An 18,907-nucleotide genomic window follows, 5' to 3' on the forward strand; every position below is an offset into this window, starting at 1 on the left:
CAACCCTGAGATTTCTTACACGCATTTGCCGATAACCGCGTTATTAACAAAACGCCCGATCATTCATTCAAGGCCGACGTTGAAATTGCATTGACCGCTCAGACTGCGGATGTTTCTATCCTGCCGGGTGCTCACACGCATGTTTTCAAATACACCGGAAAATTGCTCAAAGGGCCTCAAACCGCGCTCAAGGAATTGCCCGGTTATTTAGGGCCGATCCTCAATTTTGAACGAGGTCAGAAAGTCCGGATATTCTTTTATAACCAATTGCCGGAACCGTGCGTTACCCATTGGCATGGCATGCATGTACCGCAACTGATGGACGGTCATCCGATGTATGCGATCCATCATGGCGAGCAGTATGTTTATGAATTCGAGGTGAAAAACCCGGCCGGCACCAACTGGTATCATTCGCACACGCATGAATTAACGGCTTCCCAGGTATACCAAGGCTTGGCCGGACTGATCACCATAACGGACGAAGCCGAGCGTAAGCTGGAATTACCCAGCGGTGAATATGACATTCCGCTGGTCATCCAAGATCGCAGTTTCTCGCAAGGCAATCAATTACGTTATATGCTCAACATGCACCAGCGCATGCGCGGCTTTCTGGGCGACACGATCCTGGTGAATGGCCAAAGTGACACCCCCATCGCCGTTAAAACACGGGCGTACCGCCTGCGCATCCTGAATGGATCGAACTCCAGAATCTACAAGCTGGGCTGGGATGATGGCACACCGTTAACCGCGATCGGCACCGATGGCGGGTTACTGGAGAAACCGGAAACTTTCCCCTACATCATGCTCGCGCCCGCCGAGCGGGTGGAGCTATGGGTCGATTTCAGCGGACGCAAACCCGGTTCCGATCTAACGCTGCAGAATCTGGCCTATCAGGGATCCGCCGCGCATATGGGGGGAGGCATGGGAGGCGGGCGCCGTGGTATGGGCCGGATGGGTATGACGGATGGAGCTTCAGGCCAGCACGACGTGTTTCCCGTTGTTAAATTCCAGATCACCGGACAAGTCAACGATTCACCCGCATTACCGGCCACATTGGTTCCATTACACCGTTTCACTGCCTCGGATGTCACTCATCCCGACACCACTGTGCCGATTACCATTGGCATGCGGCATATGGCATTCAATCTCAACGGTAAACCGTTTGAGATGCAAAACTATTCCGAACCGGAAAAAATTCCACTGAATTCCGTTCAGAAAATCAAAATATCCCATGACAACCGGGGAATGGGAGGAGGAATGCGCGGCGGCCGGGGTGGTGGCATGGGCATGATGATGGCACTGCCGCACCCCATCCACATCCATGGCCAGCAGTTTCAGATCCTGTCGCGCAAACAAAACAACCAGGGCGGCGCTTACGATACAGTCAAGGACGGATTCATTAACAGCGGCTGGAAAGACACTGTCTTGGTCATGCCGGGCGAAGAAGTGGAAATCATTAAACCCTTCAAGGACTACACCGGCTTATTTCTTTATCACTGTCATAACTTGGAACACGAAGACATGGGCATGATGCGCAATTTCTTTGTCAGTTGATTTATTGCGAATCGGCTTGCTGGGTTTATCGCGCCTATTCCACTGGCAACTCAACCCAGAAAGTACTGCCCACACCCAATTCACTGCCGGCGCCGACCGTACCGCTCATCAACTCGACAATCTGGCGTGTAATGGATAGTCCGATACCGGTCCCTTCAATGCCGCTATTCGTCGCATCGAGCCGATTAAACGGCTGGAAGAGTTCCGCCATTTTATGCGTCGCGATACCGTTCCCGGTATCGGCAACGAGGATCCGCAAATAGCCCGGATTGTCCGATGAGGCTCTCGTGTCGATATGCACTGTGCCGCCTTTGCGATTGTATTTAACGGCGTTGGATATCAGGTTGAGCATGACTTGTTTAAACCGGACCCGGTCGGTATGGAGAACCTTATCGGCCACGCCAGTTTGCACCAGTTGAACACCCAGCTTATCCGCTTGGGTCTGTACCAGGCTGACACACTCCTCGATAATCGGGCCAATCTCAACCGGCTCCAATTTCAGATCGATCCGTCCCGATTCAATTCTCGCCAAATCCAGCACTTCATTAATCAACGCCAGCAAATGCGTGCCCGCATTCCTGATTTCTCTGATGTACTTCAGATGTTGATTGTGAGGGTCTTCCAGCTCCATTAACTGACTAAACCCCAGAATCGCATTCAGCGGTGTGCGTAATTCATGGCTCATACTGGAAAGGAATTGAGATTTCGCCTGATTGGCCCGCTCGGCTTCTTGCCGGGCATGAATAAGCGCCTCCTCGGCAGCCTTACGCTCAGTAATATCTTCGGCGATACCCTCGATGCACAAATCGCCGTTAGCATCGCTGGCCGAATGCACCGAGGCCAAGATCGTGCGTTCGCTGCCATCAGCGATGCACAAAATTCATCTCGAATTGCACAAAATCAATTTTTCCTTGCGCGATCTGAGTAGCGAAAAAATAAGCATGATCCAGCGAATCCGGATACCAATTAATGATGCTGTCCCAGAATCTTCCGATGGCTTCTTCCTTGGTGATACCAAAAACTTTATCGACACCGCTGCTGATGTAGGTCAGCTCCCCTGTCAGGGCTTTGTGGCTATAAATGACAAATTTATCGCCGATGTCTTCCACCAGTCGCTGATACCGTTCCTGACTTTCCCGCAGCGCCTGTTCCGCCTGCAAACGCGCGGTAACATCTTCGATAATCGACCAGATCAACTCCCGGCCGGAAGCATCGCGGATCACGACACCGTTGAGTTGAACCTGATACCGGCTACCATCCTTGCGGATATATTCCTTCCGGTAAGGACCGAAACTGCCCAGCGCGCGCAAACTCTCAAGCTGGCGTGCTTCATCGGCGGCATACTCCTGCGGCGTAATATCCCAGTACGTCAGATTAAGAAATTCCTCGCGGGTATAACCGGCCGGTACCAACAAGGCATCATTGCATTCGATGAATTGGCCGGTAGCATAATCGTTCAAGGCGATACCCACCGGCGACATTTCAAACAGCGCTCTCAAGCGCGTCTCACTATCCCGGTTCTTCTGATGGAATCTGGCAATCGCAATCAGCGGCAGCAGAATTAAAATACCGCTCAGAATCAGGCCCAGCCGGAAAAGAACAGGCTCGCCGCCCGCACCGGACCAGCCGCCTTTAGGGACTGCCGCCATCTGCCAGGAACCATTATCCGGTAGAGATATATCGAGCAATACAGGACGCCGATCGAAGATCCGGCCGGTTCCGAAAAACACCTTACCGATTTCCGGCCCATCGTTCCGCCGCAGCGCAATATCAAATTCTTCGGCAAGCGCCAGTAAACCGCTTGCCCGGTATAATTGATCCACGTCGATCACGGCGGAGATCACGCCCCAGAATTCGCTATCCTCCCCGGACTGTTGACGGTCGAGAAATACCGGGATACGCGCGATAAAACCTTGTCCGCCTTGAACCAGATCAACCGGCCCGTCAAACAAAAGACTCTTATTGTCGCGCGCTTGTAACACCGCTTGGAGTTGCTTGGGATGATTGCGGAAATTCAAACCGATGGCCGCTTCGTTGCCTTCGAGCGGATACATATACTTTATGATTAAATCAGGCGCAGCGCCGATATTGCGCAATTGCGAGCGGCCTTTGAACAAATATTGCGCCAATTGGTTAAATTTATCCGTTGGCAGATCCGGTTCAACCGAAATCGACGCGACCAAACCTTGCACCAGTTGCGCATTACTGGTGATGTAACCTTCCAAGGTGGCACGCAACAGGCTAAGCCGGGTAAATACCGCATCGCGCAGATCGCGCTCTTGGTTACGCGTATGCAAATGATCGACATAGAATCCGACCGGCAGAAGGCAAATTCCAACCACGAACACCGGCAAAAAAATAAAGTACCGATTGTGCAAACCAGACAGGAAGCGAGCGGCGGTGTTATGCATCATAAGTCACAAATAAAGAGACCGTATCAATCATTGACCATTGGAATTATCGATTTACGAGCAATCCGTACTTTGCATATTGCGCCGGATAAAAGAAAAAAAGCTGTATGAGAAAACATAGCTAAGCAATGGAATAAAAAATTACATGGCCGATGATTATCCGCCCAATCGTATCAGACACTCTGGCGTTTTTTATTATTGCTTTCCAATTTCTCATCATATCCGTCGTTCGATTCCGTTCATCAAAGAAACGCTGAGAAAACTAATTTTCCTCGTCAGTATCGGAAAAACCGCAGAAAAGATTACCTTTCACATCGCTGTTTATCCTATAGAAACCACGCCAGCTTTTTATAATGACACATCCTGGCATGCATTCCGGCCATCGATAATTTAATGATTTTGGAACAGCGTCAATGTTACTCATTAATAATAGGTAAACAACATGAATCAGATTGCATTCAATGAAATGAAATACCGGCCGGAAGAATCCGCCATATCCAGCCCTATCGATTTGCAACAAATTCTCGCGCACATCAATACACTCCCGGCCATGCCGGTCATTGCGCAAAAATTGCTCGGATTGGCGTTGAACACAGATCATGGGGAAACGCAGATGCTCAAGCTGGTCGCACAAGACCCGCAGATCTCGGCCAAGATCATCGGATTATCAAATTCCGCTCTGTTCGCCACACCCGGCATTATCACGTCGATCATCGATGCCGCCATGTATCTCGGCCTGACGCAAATAAAATCGGTCGCCATCGGCATGGCAACCGTTTCTGCGTTGACCAAACCGCCCGAAGGCAAATTGAAATCCGCCGATTTATGGGCTCACAGCATGACCATAGCCTCGGCAATGCGCGTTATTGCCAAACACATGTCCGCAAAAACCAGACCGCTGGACGAGCAAATCTTCCTCGCGGGACTGCTGCACGACATCGGTTATAACGTTCTCAATTTTATTGCCAAGGATACGTGCAACGCACTCTACGAAAAACTCAACACCCCATCGGATGCATCACCGCTGGAAATAGAACACGCGCTGCTCGGCACGCATCACGGTGAGATCGGCGCACAACTTGGCATCCATTGGGGACTACCGGCTGAAATCATCGCCGTCATCCGCTATCATCACATCCCCAATAGCGCGAACGCTGAAATTGGCCAACCGCTGGTACGTCTCGTCAACTTGGCCGAGCGGATGCTGCCGGATTTCGCGATCATCGAATCCACCGCGCAAGAAATTACTCCACAAGAATGGATCGCTCTTGGTATCGATCCTGGCAAAGCGGACAGCATTGCCGAGGAAATCAGCAGCATCGCGGAGCAGGCCACACAGCTGATCAGCATCATTTAATTCAAAAAATGAAAACTGTAACGCGGGAAACCGAATCTGCGCCGGGCTTTGTCAAGGAAGGAACGATCCATAGGCAATTACTTTTTCAAAGCGGCATAAAATTCTTTTTTGCTGACACCGGCTTGTTTATGCATCGAGCTGATCAAATCCGGACTAAAAGGTGACTTCGGGCAATCCACGGTAACCTTGAATAACTTCCCGTTTTCTTTCTTCACCCATTGCTCGTGAGAGGTTGATGTTTTGGGTCGCGGTTCAAATCCCAATGTTTTGAGGATTTGTTTGACTTCCTTACAGGTTAATTGCGGATATATCCCACTCATTCGTGCAGGTAATTTTTTGGAACTAAAGCCTGAGGGAGCTTGAACAACTTATGAAACTCATTTCTGAAAACACCCAGATGATACAGCACCGAATACCAGTAATAAGTCGCGATTTGTTTGAAAGGCGCTTTGCGCTGTAATAACTGTTCGGCGTATTCCTTATCTTCACCGACAAGCGCATCGTAAAGGTATTCCTGAATCATGTCCGATAGTTTTGCTTTAACTTCCTCATAACTATCCCCTTGCGCCGCAAGACCGAAGTCAATACAGAATGCTTGCCATTGATCGCCATATTTGTTGGCATAGCAACGTAATAACAATTCTCTGGGTTTCATAAGCTTACTCTCTCAATTTTTGATTCAGAACTCTTCAAGGATAAATCTAATATTCTGTAGTTATTAGGATTAATCAAATTTAGCCTTAACAATCCCAATTAAGTTAAGTATTTCCAAAATTTCAAGAAGTCTCCAGTGCCTTATTAGATTCCTCCTTATAGACTTCTAATTTTCTACAAAGTATCCCGCCAATCCGATCAATTTCTTGATCCTTTGGAAGTGAAACATCGACAGTAATTCCACCCACTTTCGATGTTTCATCGAACATTCCTGACGGAACATCCGAGAACCATACTGGAATCACAGCCTTTTCTCCAAATCTATCTTTAAATTGATCTGATTCAAACTTCGTCCATATTTTCTTCGGATATTCACGTCCTAGTAAAACAATTACAAATGCTGCCTCACTTTTATAGATAGGCGCTAAGTAATCTTCAACGTTCTCTGCCAAAATACGATGTTGTTCATTCTTGTCATAAAAAACTGATATTTCGTGTTTGGTTAGGTATTCAAATAGCATTTCAGCTATTTCTCGATCCGAGCCCGCAAAGGAAAGTGCATAGTCATATCGTGTATCAAATTCAACGGACTTATAACCGATCTTTTCACCAAACTTAGACCACAAAAGATTGCGGAGATAGAAAACAAATTTTGGATCTTCGACACTCAATTCTGTTGTATCTGGAGCATAATGAATCACGTCTTGCAAGGATGCGTTCTTTTGAATGTGATCTTCCAAAAAACCCTTTTCAATGATTTGACCTACACTTCCACGATGCTCTGGTTTCTGCCTCACAGTGTCTCTAACATTTATTGACCATTCTTTACCTGAAGCTAACCAATGAAGAAGATAAAAATATGGCGCTCTTCCTTCTCTTCTAAGCCTCGGACCTGTCGCAAAAAGTTTAGCTTTTTCAAAGAAAGACTTTGCCAAATCCGACAAGACTCGCTCACGAATTACTTCGATACTAGAAGTCAGAACCTGCTGTTCATCCTTTTCTTCAAGAATTCCAGCATCGACACATGTATCATGACAAAGAATTTGAGCTAAATGAAAACTCCCTTGTGATTCTTTTACAATTTCAGCCTTAATATTGATAAAGATTTTTAATGCTGCCTCACCCTTTTCAATAAGTTCTATGACTTTTTCATCCGGATTTGATTCAAAAGGGATCGTGTCGATTCTTCCAGTGAGATCACTGGCATAATTAATTAGTGACTGCCCCGCTTTATTGATACCTACGATAATAACTTTACTTTTTGTATTTTCTGTATCTGCAAGAAGCTTTATGAAATCGGCTATTTTAAACTTAGTCGAATCTGGTAGCCTATGAAAATCATCTATAATGATTATTCCGAGATCCCCAAGCTCAGGCAAAGCCTCAATGTATTCGTAGTCTTTAGGATTTCTTCCTGATAGCTTTAGAACTGTATTACTGCCTTCCAACGATTCTATAATCTGAAGTACGCACGTTGTCTTGCCAATTCCGGATGGCCCTTCAACAATCGTACCGCGCCCTGCCGTTCGAATTGAAACAAGAAGCGAACGATATTCTGTAGGCTCTACAAATGTATAAGTAGGAATACCAGAGCGTTTAAAAACATCTTCTAGTTTTTTCATTATTCTATTAATCAGAAATTAAACAAATGCCAGTAGCTCTGAAAGTTTTATTCACTAAAATATTAATAATTCATATGCTTATTCATCAGCACGCACATTCTGCCTCGCCGCATAAACATAACCTCCAATCGCCCCCACAACCAGCCCTAGTGGCGCTGCGATAAAGAGTCCGATCATCGGCCCTTGGTTGGTGTCTTTGGAAATGACCATCGGCCCGAGAAAACCCAGGGTAAAGAATAGTCCGCCCAGGATTAATGCGCCGCCAGTAACCGCAACCAAGGTGCTAATTCTTTCTCCGGCAACCAGTTTCCAGGTAAACCACGCGGCGAAAGTTGCGCAGACAAACGAAATGGCTGCGGAAAGCCAGGCAGGAAAGCCGGTTGTAATCGTTAGAATGGTGCTGATAAAAAACAGTACAATCAAAAACATCAAGAAAGAAACGAGTGGTTTAAGGATCTGAATCATTGCAGCGTGTATCCGTTGAGTGGTCATTTAACAGCGCAGCATTGTAAACTATCTCCCCGACATCCACCGCTTGGTTTTATCACATGAGGCCAGCTTCACTATGAACACATTTAACCCGCAGCGGCGCACCTTATTGCAATACGGTTTCATGGCGCTGGGTGCGTTTTTCGGCAATGTTTTGCTGCCGTCCGCTGTCCGGTCGGCAGCCTCGCTGGCAGCGCTGGGCGAACTTTTGCCGCCGGACCGGAACGGCGTTCGCTTGCCCGCGGGATTTACTTCGCGCATTGTGGCCCATTCCGGGCAAACAATTTCCGGGTACCGCTGGCATGCCGCGCCGGATGGCGGTGCTACGTTTGCCGCGTCGGATGGCGGCTGGATTTATGTTTCCAATAGCGAACTGGACAACCAGGCGGGCGGCGTAGGCGCGTTGCGCTTCAATGCTGCCGGTGATGTTGCCGATGCGTATCCGATTCTGCAGCACACCAACCGCAATTGCGCGGGCGGGCATACGCCGTGGCAGACTTGGCTGTCGTGCGAGGAAATCGATAAAGGCCGGGTGTGGGAATGCGATCCGTTTGGCCGCAAAGCGGCGCAAGCCCGAAGCGCGCTCGGTGTATTCCGTCACGAAGCGGTTGCGATGGATACGCAGAACAAGCAGCTTTATCTGACCGAAGACCAGCCGGATGGCTGTTTGTACCGCTATACCGCACATGCATTCGATGCCGACGGCAATCCCGGTCTCGACGAGGGCGTGCTGGAAGTGGCTGAAGTCATCGATGGCCGCATCGGCGCGGTGCGTTGGCACGCCCTGCCCGATCCGCAAGCGGTCTCCATACCGACACGAAAACAAGCCGCCCGCAGCACCCGGTTCGATGGCGGGGAAGGCATCTGGTATCACCAGGGTATCGTTTATTTTTCCACCAAAGGCGACGATCGCGTGTGGGCGTATGACGTGCAACGCCAGCACCTCAGCATCGTGTACAACGCCGTGCTATACCCACGACCGGTCTTGACCGGTGTGGACAATATCACCGCTAATGCAGCGGGAGATTTGCTGATTGCCGAGGATAAAGGCGATATGCAGATCGTGGTGCTGGCTGCCGGAAAAATTTTGCCACTATTGCAGCTGACGGGGCACGACCGCTCCGAAGTCACCGGTCCGGCATTCAGTCCCGACGGTTCGCGTTTGTATTTCAGTTCGCAGCGCGGTAAAACCGGGCGCGCCGAGGATGGCATGACGTTTGAAATTTCCGGGCCATTCTGAAGCGATTTTCTGGCACTTGATAAATTCCTGCCGTGAACCCATTTAGTCGATAAACATGGGCAAGCTTTAGATATGCATGCAACTTCACTAATGCGCTGAAAGCGGCAATAATGCGATGCCGGAAGCGTAATCAACGAGGGGAACTGACTTGGAATTTAAGGATTACTACAAAACATTAGGTGTTTCGCGCGATGCGACAGCGGAAGAGATTAAGAAATCGTTCCGCCGCCAGGCGCGCAAGTATCACCCGGATGTTTCCAAGGAAACGGACGCCGAACACAAAATGAAAGAGGTCAACGAGGCGTACGCGGTGCTGTCCGATCCGGAAAAGCGCGCCGCCTACGACCAATTGGGGCAAGGCGGATTTCAGCCGGGCAGCGACTTTCAGCCGCCGCCCGGATGGGATAGCAATTTTGAGTTCCGGGGGCGCGGATTTAACGGTGCGCAAGCGGCCGATTTCAGCGATTTCTTTGCCGAATTATTCGGCGGCGGCATGGGTGCAGGCACGCGCCAGGCGCATCATAGCAGGCGCGGTGAAGATCACCATGCCAAAATCATGCTCGACCTGGAAGACAGCTACCACGGCACAACCCGCAGTTTGACGCTGCGCATGCCCAAACTCGACGATCAGGGGCGCACCGTGCTGGCCGAACATACATTGAATGTGCGCATTCCCAAAGGCGTGCACGCCGGGCAAGTGATCCGGCTGGCCGGTCAGGGCGGGCCGGGGCATGCCGGTGAAGCGGCCGGAGACTTGTTCCTGGAAGTTCACTTCAAACCGCACAGCCGTTACCGGATTGAGAACAAGGACGTTTATGCCTCATTACCGGTCGCGCCCTGGGAAGCGATGCTGGGCGCAACCATCAAAATACCGGTGCCGGATGGTCAAGTCGAAGTGCGTGTGCCGGAAAACTCCCAATCCGGACGCAAACTGCGTTTGAAAGGACGCGGCATCCCGGCGGCAACACCCGGTGATCTGTATCTGGTGCTGGAAGTCGTGCTGCCACCGGCAACCGGTGAGAAAGAACGCGCGTTTTATCAAACCATGGCGCAGGAACTCGCATTCAATCCGCGCCAAAATCCCGGAGTCTAGGTCATGTCGAATGAGATTAAAGCCATTTTGCTGGAAGATACCCTATTCAGCCTGGATGAGCTGGCGCAAAGCTGTCAGGTAAGCCGGGAATGGATCATCGAACGCGTGCAATGGGGTTTACTGCTGAATGACGACGCCACCGGCACCGACCCCAATGCGTGGATATTCGACAGCCGCAGCTTTATGCGCATCAGAAGAATCATCGCGGTGGAACGCGACTTCGAGGGTAATCCGGAATTGGCCGGATTGGTCGCCGATCTGATCGAGGAAATTGAATCGCTGCGCGCCCGCTTGAAAGCATCCGGATTGGATGAAAGTTAAAAAATTATCGATTCGATAAACGAATTCATCAGGAAATCACCATGTCTTTACATATCGTATGCCCGCACTGCCATGCCACCAACCGTGTACCGGCGGACCGCCTCGAAGCATCGCCCAAATGCGGCGCGTGCCATCAGCCGCTGTTTGCCGGACAACCGGCCGAATTGACGGAGCATCATTTCAACCGGCACATCACCAACAACGACATCCCGGTGCTGATCGATTTCTGGGCGCCGTGGTGCGGCCCTTGCCGCATGATGGCGCCGGCCTTCAGCAAAGCAACAGCTGCTCTGGAGCCGCACATGCGTCTAGTCAAAGTCAATACCGAAGAAGAGCAAGGATTGGCCGCTCAATATAACATTCGCAGCATTCCAACCTTGGTACTATTTAAAGGCGGCCGGGAAATCGCCCGGCAATCGGGCGCGATGAGCGAACACGATCTGATACGATGGGCACAAGCCTATAACAAATAATAAAAAATAATCAACAAAGGAGCGAATATTCATGCCCAACGGATTCTTTTCCCGTTTAATCTGGTACACGCTGGCCGGTGTGTTGCTGGTGTTATTTTTTCACAGCTTCCTATACCACTATTTTCCGAATATTTTTCATTTGAACCTCTTTTCCGAGCAGAACCAGCAAGAGAGCGCGGAACCCCGCATCGTTCAAGCGCGCGGCAATCTGGCGGAAGACGAAAAAAGCACCATTGAACTGTTTGAAAATTCACGCGATTCGGTGGTGTTTATCACCACTCGGCAACGCGTCATGGATGCCTGGACGCGCAATACTTTTTCCGTGCCCAGCGGCACCGGTTCAGGGTTTATCTGGGATGATCACGGTCACATCATCACCAACTTCCACGTAATCAAAGGCGCCAGTGAAGCCACCATACGCCTGGCGGACGGGCGCGATTACAAAGCGTCTCTGGTCGGTGCGAGCCCGGCGCACGACATTGCCGTGCTGAAAATCGGCATCGGCTTTCAGCGCCCTGCCCCGGTACCGATCGGCACCAGCAACGACCTTAAGGTGGGACAAAAAGTATTTGCGATCGGCAACCCGTTTGGCTTGGACTGGACACTGACCACCGGCATCGTCTCCGCGTTGGATCGCTCATTACCCGGCGGAGATGGCCGCACCATCGACAATCTGATCCAGACCGACGCCGCCATCAATCCCGGTAACTCCGGCGGTCCATTGCTGGATTCCGCCGGCCGCCTGATCGGCATCAACACCGCCATTTACAGCCCGAGCGGCGCCAGCGCCGGGATCGGCTTTGCCGTGCCGGTCGATACCGTCAACCGCGTGGTGCCGCAAATCATCAGCCGCGGCAAATACATCCGCCCGGCAATGGGCATTACCGTCGACAGCAAACTGAATAACCGCCTGACGCAACACCTGAAAGTAACCGGCGTCGTCATTCTGAACATCAGCCCCGGCTCCGCAGCGGATGTAGCCGGACTGCTTGGCGCCATATTGACGCCGGAAGGCAACATCATCGCCAACGACATCATCGTAGCGGTTGACGGAAAACCCATCGATTCCGTAGAGAAATTGCTCAATCGCATTGATGGATACAAAGTCGGCGACACCATCACGATTACCGTGCTGCGTAAGGGTGAGAAAATGGACGTGCCGGTTACGTTGCAACCGGGTGAGTGATGTTACACAGTCTGCGGTTTTCGCATAAAAAGGCGGCATACAACCGATTTGAACAACTGACAAAGTAATCTATTGATCACCTGCCAGTACAATGACCGAGAAATCATCGCTGCCGCCCGCGCGGCGCGCAGCTTTGAAGACATTCACAAGGTCTGCTTCAGACTCATTGGCAAAAAGCGCAGCAATTTGAACATCATTCAAGGCTTCGTTCAATCCGTCGCTGCACAATAGAATACGCTCACCGCGTTGCAATTCATACGTGGCGACATTTACCCTGAAGTCATCGCATTCGGCGTCCGCGATGAACTGGCAAGTGAGGCCTTGCAAAATACTCGCGGTATTTGTAGCTTGTTCTGCGGTGATTTCACCGTCATCCATCAAATCGTTCAGCAGACTATGATCGCGGCTCAACTGATCTACACGGCCATCCGCCAAAAGATAAGCTCGCGAATCGCCGACGTTAAAAATGGTTACCGCATTTCCAAGCAAGCGCACCCCCACCAACGTTGCAGCCATACCGTACAATTTGGGATTTTCACTGAGCGCCACATAGTCTTGCTGCACTCGATGCAGCAATGTCGACAATGATTCCGTCGCGAATGCCAATAAAAGATGATCACGCAAAATTTCCAGCAAACGCCGACTGGCCATGCGTGGCAGTGTCCCGATGGCTACTCCGTCGGCAATAGCAAAATAGCGTGGCTGAATCGTATCTACTATCCCTCCTTCGCGAACACTGCCTTGATGCACCTGACCGTCCAGCAAAACAGCGTCCTCGTTATGTAATTTGCCGCTACCACGCTGACTGAAGGCGGTGTATTGGAAATTTGTCATGATTCGCATCTAAGCCACTAATATTAGAATTTCTGACTGTAACCAATCTATTTATTAATAAAGGCGAAAAACAAGCTTCCCCGCAACTGCCAGAATAGAATGATCGCCCATGTCGTAGGTGTTAGATGAATTTGCACCATTCTTAGGCTTTATTTTCCTACCTTCTACTACCCAAGTATTGCGTGAAGAAGCACCACTTTTTGGTTTCAATTCTCGTCCATCACAAACCCAGCTCTTGGGGAAATTAATATCAAAGCTCATGGCAAACCTCTCTTTGGTAAGAATTCGTCATTAATAGATAGAATCAAAAGGGTTGGCATCACAATTGTCTTCACCTCACAAAGCGAGTCTGGCCGTTTCGGCCGCTCGATACTGCCCCTATTACAGGTTATTTACACAAAAATCAATAAGTGCCTTTTGACGGTTTTTTATTGCAGCCTCATCCCAAATGTACTCCCCTGTTTCTGCGTCCTTGCTTGCAAAGCGAGTGACAATCTCTCCTTGGGATAGAAACGTAGTATTCGCCGTGTAATGCTCTATTCTGCTTGCAAATTTGCCCTTACCTTTTGCCGAACCGGTTGAAATTGTATCTAGCACAAGATTACCAAGGCGATGCAAATACACATCAGCGAACGGACGTGCTTCTTTGTCGCTTTCGTCCCATTTGACCATTCGCGCCAGTGTTGGATTAGCGGGATCCTGCGCTTCAATGTGATCCTTTGAATACTTCACAGCACTATTCTCGGGCTTAACTATGGTATCCCACGGAAGACGAGGATTTTGCTTCCCTTTTTGACTTCTCAAATAATTTTCGTACCGCCAAAGCAGATAAGTTGTTATGGGACCCCAATGATAGAGATCCTCGGAATCGAGATTAACGGTAAATAATCTTGGGATATCCCATTTTTTACGCATATCGACAAGATCACCATTTAATGAGGAGAAATTTCCATTGAAATCTCTAGCAGAGATACTTAATGATGAATAACCTGTATCTGATCTTTTTCCCGCAATAATTGATTTGCATGTGAAGCTTTCCATAAGACGCACAGCTTGAGCGAAGTTTGATTTGCTCGGTTGTTCGTCTAACTTCCAACACTTTAGTAACAATGGCCAAAAAGGCGCAACACGTCCAAGTACAGCTAATTCACCCAAGGGAATACACGAGTAATTATCCCTTGCTTGGAGAATTTGGAGCGCATATTCGTAACTATCCTTGAGTCGATGGGATAAATCTTTAATCCATGCAGCTCTACTATTCAAGTCATTCACTGAAGATAGTAGTCGACGAATCAGTTCTTTCGGTTTTGTCCATCCCTCAGAGTTATCTTCCAGCTTCTCCCATAGCTCAAATGCTATACAGTGATAAGAAAGTAATTGATCCTCATCAGGAGCGTCGTAAAGCGCTTCAATTTTCTCAATATTGCGATAAATATGTGCAAAGTTCTGCTGAACAATATTAAGGTCTCTTTCCGTATCCTCCTCACCAGTATGAATGTATAACCCATGCATCAGAAAACTCTTGAGTGCTTCTAAGTCTGTCAGACGTTTGCCACGATCATTCTGTAACTCAAATATTTGAGTCGCTTCGGCATTTGTGCTCACCGCGTAGACCAATATTTGAGCATTCCATAAAGTGAGTAGCATGTCATGTAGTAAATCAACGTCGATCTTAGAAACTTCTATTTCAAAAAATTGTTTAGCCTCAAAAAGTCTTTTTTGTGAAGGAGTGACACAACTACTCAAGGAAACACAGGATCCCTTGGATACAGGGAATAGCAATTGCTCGAAAAAAGACTCATCTTCAGAAATAGTGTGGAATTTTCTAGTTTGATTTTTTCGGAGTATTTGCTCAATGAAATACTCAGCATCCTGAGTATATGAGTGATCAAGCAGAAGTTTAGCTGCTGCTACGGCAAAGAAAATACATGTTGTCGTAAGCCTCTGTTGTCCATCGACCACATCATAGTTCTTGTACCGTTGACTGGATTGATCCTTGGCAAGGGTGAGCAGAATCGTTCCAAAGAAATATTTCTTGTCATCAGTTGCAGGGTGACAACTGATATCATCAATAAAATTTTGAAGCTGGGGTTTTTCCCAGGCGTATGCTCGTTGGAATGTAGGGACGCTTATTATGTTGTTACTGAAGAGCGATGCTAAGTCATTTGGCCCATTAGTAATACTCATAGTTTTTTAATTAACCTCTAATCGTTAAGAATTGTAATACATTGTTCTAATTATTAAAAAATAGACCACAAGCGATCGAGTTTTTTATAACTTCAAATCAGTGCGCCCTAAAAATACCTGCCACAAGCGCACCATGGCGATGAATGCCTTCCAGAAAAGCATTCATCGCCATGCCGCCATCCTGTACGCCATTCAAGGAATCGTACCGTAATTCAGGCACAAACAGCAGGCAGCACTTTCTTGATGCTCCAGCTGCCTTGCTGGCTCGGGTGGTAGTAGCGTTCACGCGCAACCGGTAGCAGATCGACGATTCGATCATTAATCGCCAGTAGCGGTATGCTTAATGAAGGGAAACGCTCCGCCAAGTCACGTATACGAGTTGTTTCAAACTCGGCGTTGTAGATAAATACCGGTCCATCTTTTCCACAAGCAATAATCAGGGATTGAGCGAAAGATTCCGATGGATCGCTACCTGACAGGTCGAGAAATTCAGTATGCGCAAGCCAGCCCGGCGCACCAAAGCGGTGCAGACTGAACTGGAGCACAATTTGACGCATGTGGTTCCGGTGGAAATTTGCCACGTTAATGAAAACCAGGCATTTCCGGATGCGCAGAATTCTTTTTGGACGTTACTCGCTCTTTGTTTTCGTTTCCTTACTTCCTGCACCGTCCAAAATACGCGCCACTAGATCGGATGTGGAAATACCCGGAGTGTAAGGTAGCTCCTGAATCATTTCAGCCGGTAAAGACTCGCAGAGTTTGTATTTATCCTGGCGTTCCCGTTCCGACGCGCAGGCGAAGGTGTAAATATCGAAACCGTGTTGCTGCATGAATTCCGCAGTGACGCTCGCCGGGGTTTCCGTCATGACGGCGTCGACGTACTTGCAAGCGGCCACTACTGCGGCGCGTTCGGCTTGCTTCATGACGGGCAGCTTGCCTTTATTTTCCACCACACGCTCATCGGAAACCACGCAGACGGTCAGGTGCGTGCCCAATGCGCGCGCCGTGCGTAGAAAATTGATATGGCCTTCATGAAACAGATCGGCCACCATGCGGGTATAGACACGCTTTTGCCGCTGATTTTTCGGCCACGCGGGAATTTCCCGGTTCAGGCGCGTCATGGCGCGTTCCATCCACTGACGGCTGCGCAGCGCAAGCACGTCATCGGGGTCCTTGAGAACAATCTGGTGCGCGTAGCACCACGCTTTGGCCAAATCTCCCAGTAGCCAGCGTTGTATCAGTCTATGATAGGCATAGCAGCGCACCAGCTGGGTAAAGTTTTCCAAGTTACATGCGGATATCACGGTGTCCCAATTGGGATTCGGCGTACGCCAGTCGCCGTAGAATGCGGTCAGAATCCTTTCCGGCTGGCGCGGGAACCAGACTTCACCGTGCTCTGTGCTGCGCTGCGTCAGATCAAATTTTGGAAAAACCGAGACGCGCTGATACTCATCCGGGTAACCGGGCAATGCAAAACCGCCGACGATCTGTTTACCCCGGGCTTGCAAACCGCAGACATCGAGCGTAATCCCCAATTCCGGATGGATATAGTCGCGATAATTGGCGTATTCGATCCGCATCGGTGCGCGCGCCCAGCCCGCCTGTTCCAATGCCGCGCAACAGGTATCCCAGAATTCCATCTGCACGGCGATATCGAGATCTTTGTCAAAATCAAGCAAACATCCATTACGAATCAAACCGAGTAAAGTACCGGCAAAAGGAAACGCCGGAATATTCAAGGTGGCCAGTTCCGCGCAGGTAGTCCAGAGCAATTTTTCCGCTACTCCGGAAGCAAATACATTCACATCGGTTTGGTGCAGCTTCGTTTGCTCTTTGTGCGGCGGGATTCTTCCGGATTTGGCCAGCGCCATCAAATGATTCACTGCATAGGTAAAATGCGCGTGCGCTGTCGATAAGTCCAGCAAGATAAAACTCGCGGTTCCGAGAACGTGCGCCCAGTGGGCTTTGTGAAAATCACCTTGCACATGCGCATAAATTTTTGCCGCATACGCTGGCACATCGCCCGCCCGGTCCGTACGCATCGCCAACGAACACCATAAGCGCGCTACATCGGGCGATAGCGGATGTTCATTTTTCAGCGGTTCGAGAATCCCGTCGGCATCGTTGTACTTGCCAGCAGTGATTAATTCCTTCGCCTTCAATAACAATTCATCGAGTTTCATAGTCATGTTTAGCAGCTATTGCTTTACTTCCAGCCACTTAACCTTTCCAATTCCAGTAATCGGCAATAATAACCATTGCATTTTAACCATTATTTATTATAATAGGAATCATTCTCATTATTATTCTAATGACATAATGAGACAAGACAGCAAATCACCGCATTTATTTATTAAATGCTCTTATCAGAAATAGGAGGCAACATTATGGCAGTCACCACTAGACCTCGTCCAAATCTAGGATCGGGATCCGTCAAATTTATCGATGGTTTTCCTTTTGAAGGAATTGGCTCCGCCGGGTTCACCGACAATGATTTACTTTATATAGGCGATGACTTAGACAATATCATCACCGGTGGCACAGGGCATGACGAGTTTGAAGGCAGAAACGGCAATGACACGCTGAAAGGTGGGGATGGCAATGACACGCTGAAAGGCGGAGATGGCAATGACGATATCGACGGCCAAGAAGGTACCGATAAATTATTTGGCGGCGCAGGCGACGACATCCTAAGAGCGGGCGGCAGCAAACCGGTCATCATCACCGTAGAAGGCAGCAGAAAAACGCTTGTGCAGGGTGACCTCGACCGGCTCACCGGGGAAAGCGGCAATGATACCTTTGGCTTCTATGGCTATGGAAGGTTTCAAGTCACAGACTTCACGATTGGTGAGGACCGGTTATTTTTCGACTCGCAAGCCCTCGGAATCGATTCGGTGCCTCAACTGCTTTCTTTTATCACGAAAATTACCGATAACGGTAACGCCGGGTTTACCGCCGAGTTTCTCAATGGCGCAGCTTCCATTGAATTGGTTGGCGTCAACGTCAACGCGATCACCGCCGACATGATTGTGTTCAATCTGTAAGCTTCATTTCAATTCCCCTGTAGTTCTTCCTTACTCATAATGGCCAATCCCGGATCTTCCAGGGTTGGCCATTTCTTTCTTTGAATAGAAGTTTTATTGTGCGATGAGGTCCGTCATCATGAAGGCATTGATATGATCGTTGACACGAACGCCGGATTGATAGGAAATGTAGAAGCATAATCCCATTACACTTCGTCCGCCGTCATTCAATATTCTGCCAATGACGGATTGGTAATCAACATCAGTCAGACAATAGCAACCATAGAACCAAGCTTTTTCCGCATGACAATCGTTGTCCTTCTGCTACCGATCGTTCGTTTGATGTAATCGTTACATTAGGACATCGGCAGCGATCATTCATATTCCCTCGATCGCATCTGTGATAAGAATGGCTGGCTATAGACAGGGGGTGTCGTGGCTGGCTACGGCTGGCTCCACGATC

Annotated in this window: 19 protein-coding genes; 8 read left to right on the forward strand and 11 right to left on the reverse strand. The window is 49.1% G+C overall.

What is annotated here, in order from left to right; translation table 11 throughout:
• Window positions 1-90 precede the first annotated feature (90 nt).
• Window positions 91-1,554: a multicopper oxidase family protein gene (locus ABD07_RS13880; protein WP_240142574.1), complete on the forward strand. Its 1,464-nt coding sequence runs from the start codon at window positions 91-93 to the stop codon at window positions 1,552-1,554.
• Window positions 1,555-1,588: 34 nt separating this feature from the next.
• Here ABD07_RS13880 and ABD07_RS13885 read toward each other — a convergent pair whose 3' ends face one another.
• Together ABD07_RS13885 and ABD07_RS13890 are read right to left on the reverse strand one after the other, a co-directional pair.
• Window positions 1,589-2,431, reverse strand: coding sequence for a sensor histidine kinase (locus ABD07_RS13885; RefSeq protein ID WP_164502857.1), 843 nt, complete (start codon window positions 2,429-2,431; stop codon window positions 1,589-1,591).
• Window positions 2,418-3,968 carry a PAS domain S-box protein gene (locus tag ABD07_RS13890; RefSeq protein WP_160818783.1) on the reverse strand — a complete coding sequence of 517 codons (1,551 nt, stop codon included), beginning with the start codon at window positions 3,966-3,968 and terminating at the stop codon, window positions 2,418-2,420. Before ABD07_RS13890 ends, ABD07_RS13885 begins: the two co-directional genes overlap by 14 nt.
• 439 nt (window positions 3,969-4,407) lie before the next feature.
• Here ABD07_RS13890 and ABD07_RS13895 point away from each other — a divergent pair, with 439 nt between their 5' ends.
• Window positions 4,408-5,322, forward strand: coding sequence for an HDOD domain-containing protein (locus ABD07_RS13895; RefSeq protein WP_160818784.1), 915 nt, complete (start codon window positions 4,408-4,410; stop codon window positions 5,320-5,322).
• A gap of 77 nt (window positions 5,323-5,399) precedes the next feature.
• Here the strand turns inward: ABD07_RS13895 and ABD07_RS13900 are convergent, their stop codons facing one another.
• The 4 genes from ABD07_RS13900 to ABD07_RS13915 form a co-directional block, all read right to left on the reverse strand.
• The gene (locus ABD07_RS13900; RefSeq protein WP_160818785.1) at window positions 5,400-5,642 is read right to left on the reverse strand and encodes a type II toxin-antitoxin system HicA family toxin; all 243 of its coding nucleotides are present in this window, start codon (window positions 5,640-5,642) and stop codon (window positions 5,400-5,402) included.
• Window positions 5,639-5,977, reverse strand: coding sequence for a type II toxin-antitoxin system HicB family antitoxin (locus ABD07_RS13905; protein ID WP_193566068.1), 339 nt, complete (start codon window positions 5,975-5,977; stop codon window positions 5,639-5,641). Before ABD07_RS13905 ends, ABD07_RS13900 begins: the two co-directional genes overlap by 4 nt.
• Before the next feature lie 121 nt (window positions 5,978-6,098).
• A complete protein-coding gene (locus tag ABD07_RS13910) occupies window positions 6,099-7,598 on the reverse strand; it encodes a TIR domain-containing protein (protein WP_160818786.1) in 1,500 nt (499 codons plus the stop codon).
• 78 nt (window positions 7,599-7,676) lie between these two features.
• Window positions 7,677-8,063, reverse strand: a complete 387-nt coding sequence (locus ABD07_RS13915; protein ID WP_164502858.1) for a multidrug ABC transporter permease — start codon at window positions 8,061-8,063, stop codon at window positions 7,677-7,679.
• Window positions 8,064-8,163: 100 nt separating this feature from the next.
• Between ABD07_RS13915 and ABD07_RS13920 the strand changes: the two genes are divergently transcribed.
• The 5 genes from ABD07_RS13920 to ABD07_RS13940 all read left to right on the forward strand — a co-directional run bounded on the left by ABD07_RS13920 (window position 8,164) and on the right by ABD07_RS13940 (window position 12,400).
• Window positions 8,164-9,327 carry an alkaline phosphatase PhoX gene (locus ABD07_RS13920; RefSeq protein WP_160818787.1) on the forward strand — a complete coding sequence of 388 codons (1,164 nt, stop codon included), beginning with the start codon at window positions 8,164-8,166 and terminating at the stop codon, window positions 9,325-9,327.
• A gap of 148 nt (window positions 9,328-9,475) precedes the next feature.
• The gene (locus tag ABD07_RS13925; protein ID WP_160818788.1) at window positions 9,476-10,420 is read left to right on the forward strand and encodes a DnaJ C-terminal domain-containing protein; all 945 of its coding nucleotides are present in this window, start codon (window positions 9,476-9,478) and stop codon (window positions 10,418-10,420) included.
• Window positions 10,421-10,423: 3 nt separating this feature from the next.
• The gene (locus ABD07_RS13930; RefSeq protein ID WP_036527532.1) at window positions 10,424-10,741 is read left to right on the forward strand and encodes a chaperone modulator CbpM; all 318 of its coding nucleotides are present in this window, start codon (window positions 10,424-10,426) and stop codon (window positions 10,739-10,741) included.
• A gap of 41 nt (window positions 10,742-10,782) precedes the next feature.
• Window positions 10,783-11,214 carry a thioredoxin TrxC gene (trxC, locus tag ABD07_RS13935; RefSeq protein ID WP_164502859.1) on the forward strand — a complete coding sequence of 144 codons (432 nt, stop codon included), beginning with the start codon at window positions 10,783-10,785 and terminating at the stop codon, window positions 11,212-11,214.
• 31 nt (window positions 11,215-11,245) lie between these two features.
• A complete protein-coding gene (locus tag ABD07_RS13940; RefSeq protein ID WP_160818789.1) occupies window positions 11,246-12,400 on the forward strand; it encodes a S1C family serine protease in 1,155 nt (384 codons plus the stop codon).
• A 69-nt stretch (window positions 12,401-12,469) separates the two neighbouring features.
• Here ABD07_RS13940 and ABD07_RS13945 read toward each other — a convergent pair whose 3' ends face one another.
• The 5 genes from ABD07_RS13945 to ABD07_RS13965 form a co-directional block, all read right to left on the reverse strand.
• A complete protein-coding gene (locus tag ABD07_RS13945; protein WP_160818790.1) occupies window positions 12,470-13,234 on the reverse strand; it encodes a PP2C family protein-serine/threonine phosphatase in 765 nt (254 codons plus the stop codon).
• A 54-nt stretch (window positions 13,235-13,288) separates the two neighbouring features.
• Window positions 13,289-13,495, reverse strand: coding sequence for a hypothetical protein (locus ABD07_RS13950; RefSeq protein ID WP_160818791.1), 207 nt, complete (start codon window positions 13,493-13,495; stop codon window positions 13,289-13,291).
• Between the two features lie 120 nt (window positions 13,496-13,615).
• Window positions 13,616-15,421 carry a DUF262 domain-containing protein gene (locus ABD07_RS13955; RefSeq protein ID WP_160818792.1) on the reverse strand — a complete coding sequence of 602 codons (1,806 nt, stop codon included), beginning with the start codon at window positions 15,419-15,421 and terminating at the stop codon, window positions 13,616-13,618.
• Between the two features lie 212 nt (window positions 15,422-15,633).
• Window positions 15,634-15,978 carry a DUF2779 domain-containing protein gene (locus ABD07_RS13960; RefSeq protein ID WP_205010701.1) on the reverse strand — a complete coding sequence of 115 codons (345 nt, stop codon included), beginning with the start codon at window positions 15,976-15,978 and terminating at the stop codon, window positions 15,634-15,636.
• Between the two features lie 72 nt (window positions 15,979-16,050).
• Window positions 16,051-17,610, reverse strand: a complete 1,560-nt coding sequence (locus ABD07_RS13965; RefSeq protein WP_160818793.1) for an FAD synthase family protein — start codon at window positions 17,608-17,610, stop codon at window positions 16,051-16,053.
• 198 nt (window positions 17,611-17,808) lie between these two features.
• On the opposite strand from ABD07_RS13965, the gene ABD07_RS13970 reads away from it, so the two are divergent.
• A complete protein-coding gene (locus ABD07_RS13970) occupies window positions 17,809-18,465 on the forward strand; it encodes a calcium-binding protein (RefSeq protein WP_160818794.1) in 657 nt (218 codons plus the stop codon).
• Window positions 18,466-18,907 lie beyond the last annotated feature (442 nt).

The sequence above is a fragment of the Nitrosomonas oligotropha genome, from assembly GCF_009833085.1.
Taxonomy (GTDB): domain Bacteria; phylum Pseudomonadota; class Gammaproteobacteria; order Burkholderiales; family Nitrosomonadaceae; genus Nitrosomonas; species Nitrosomonas oligotropha.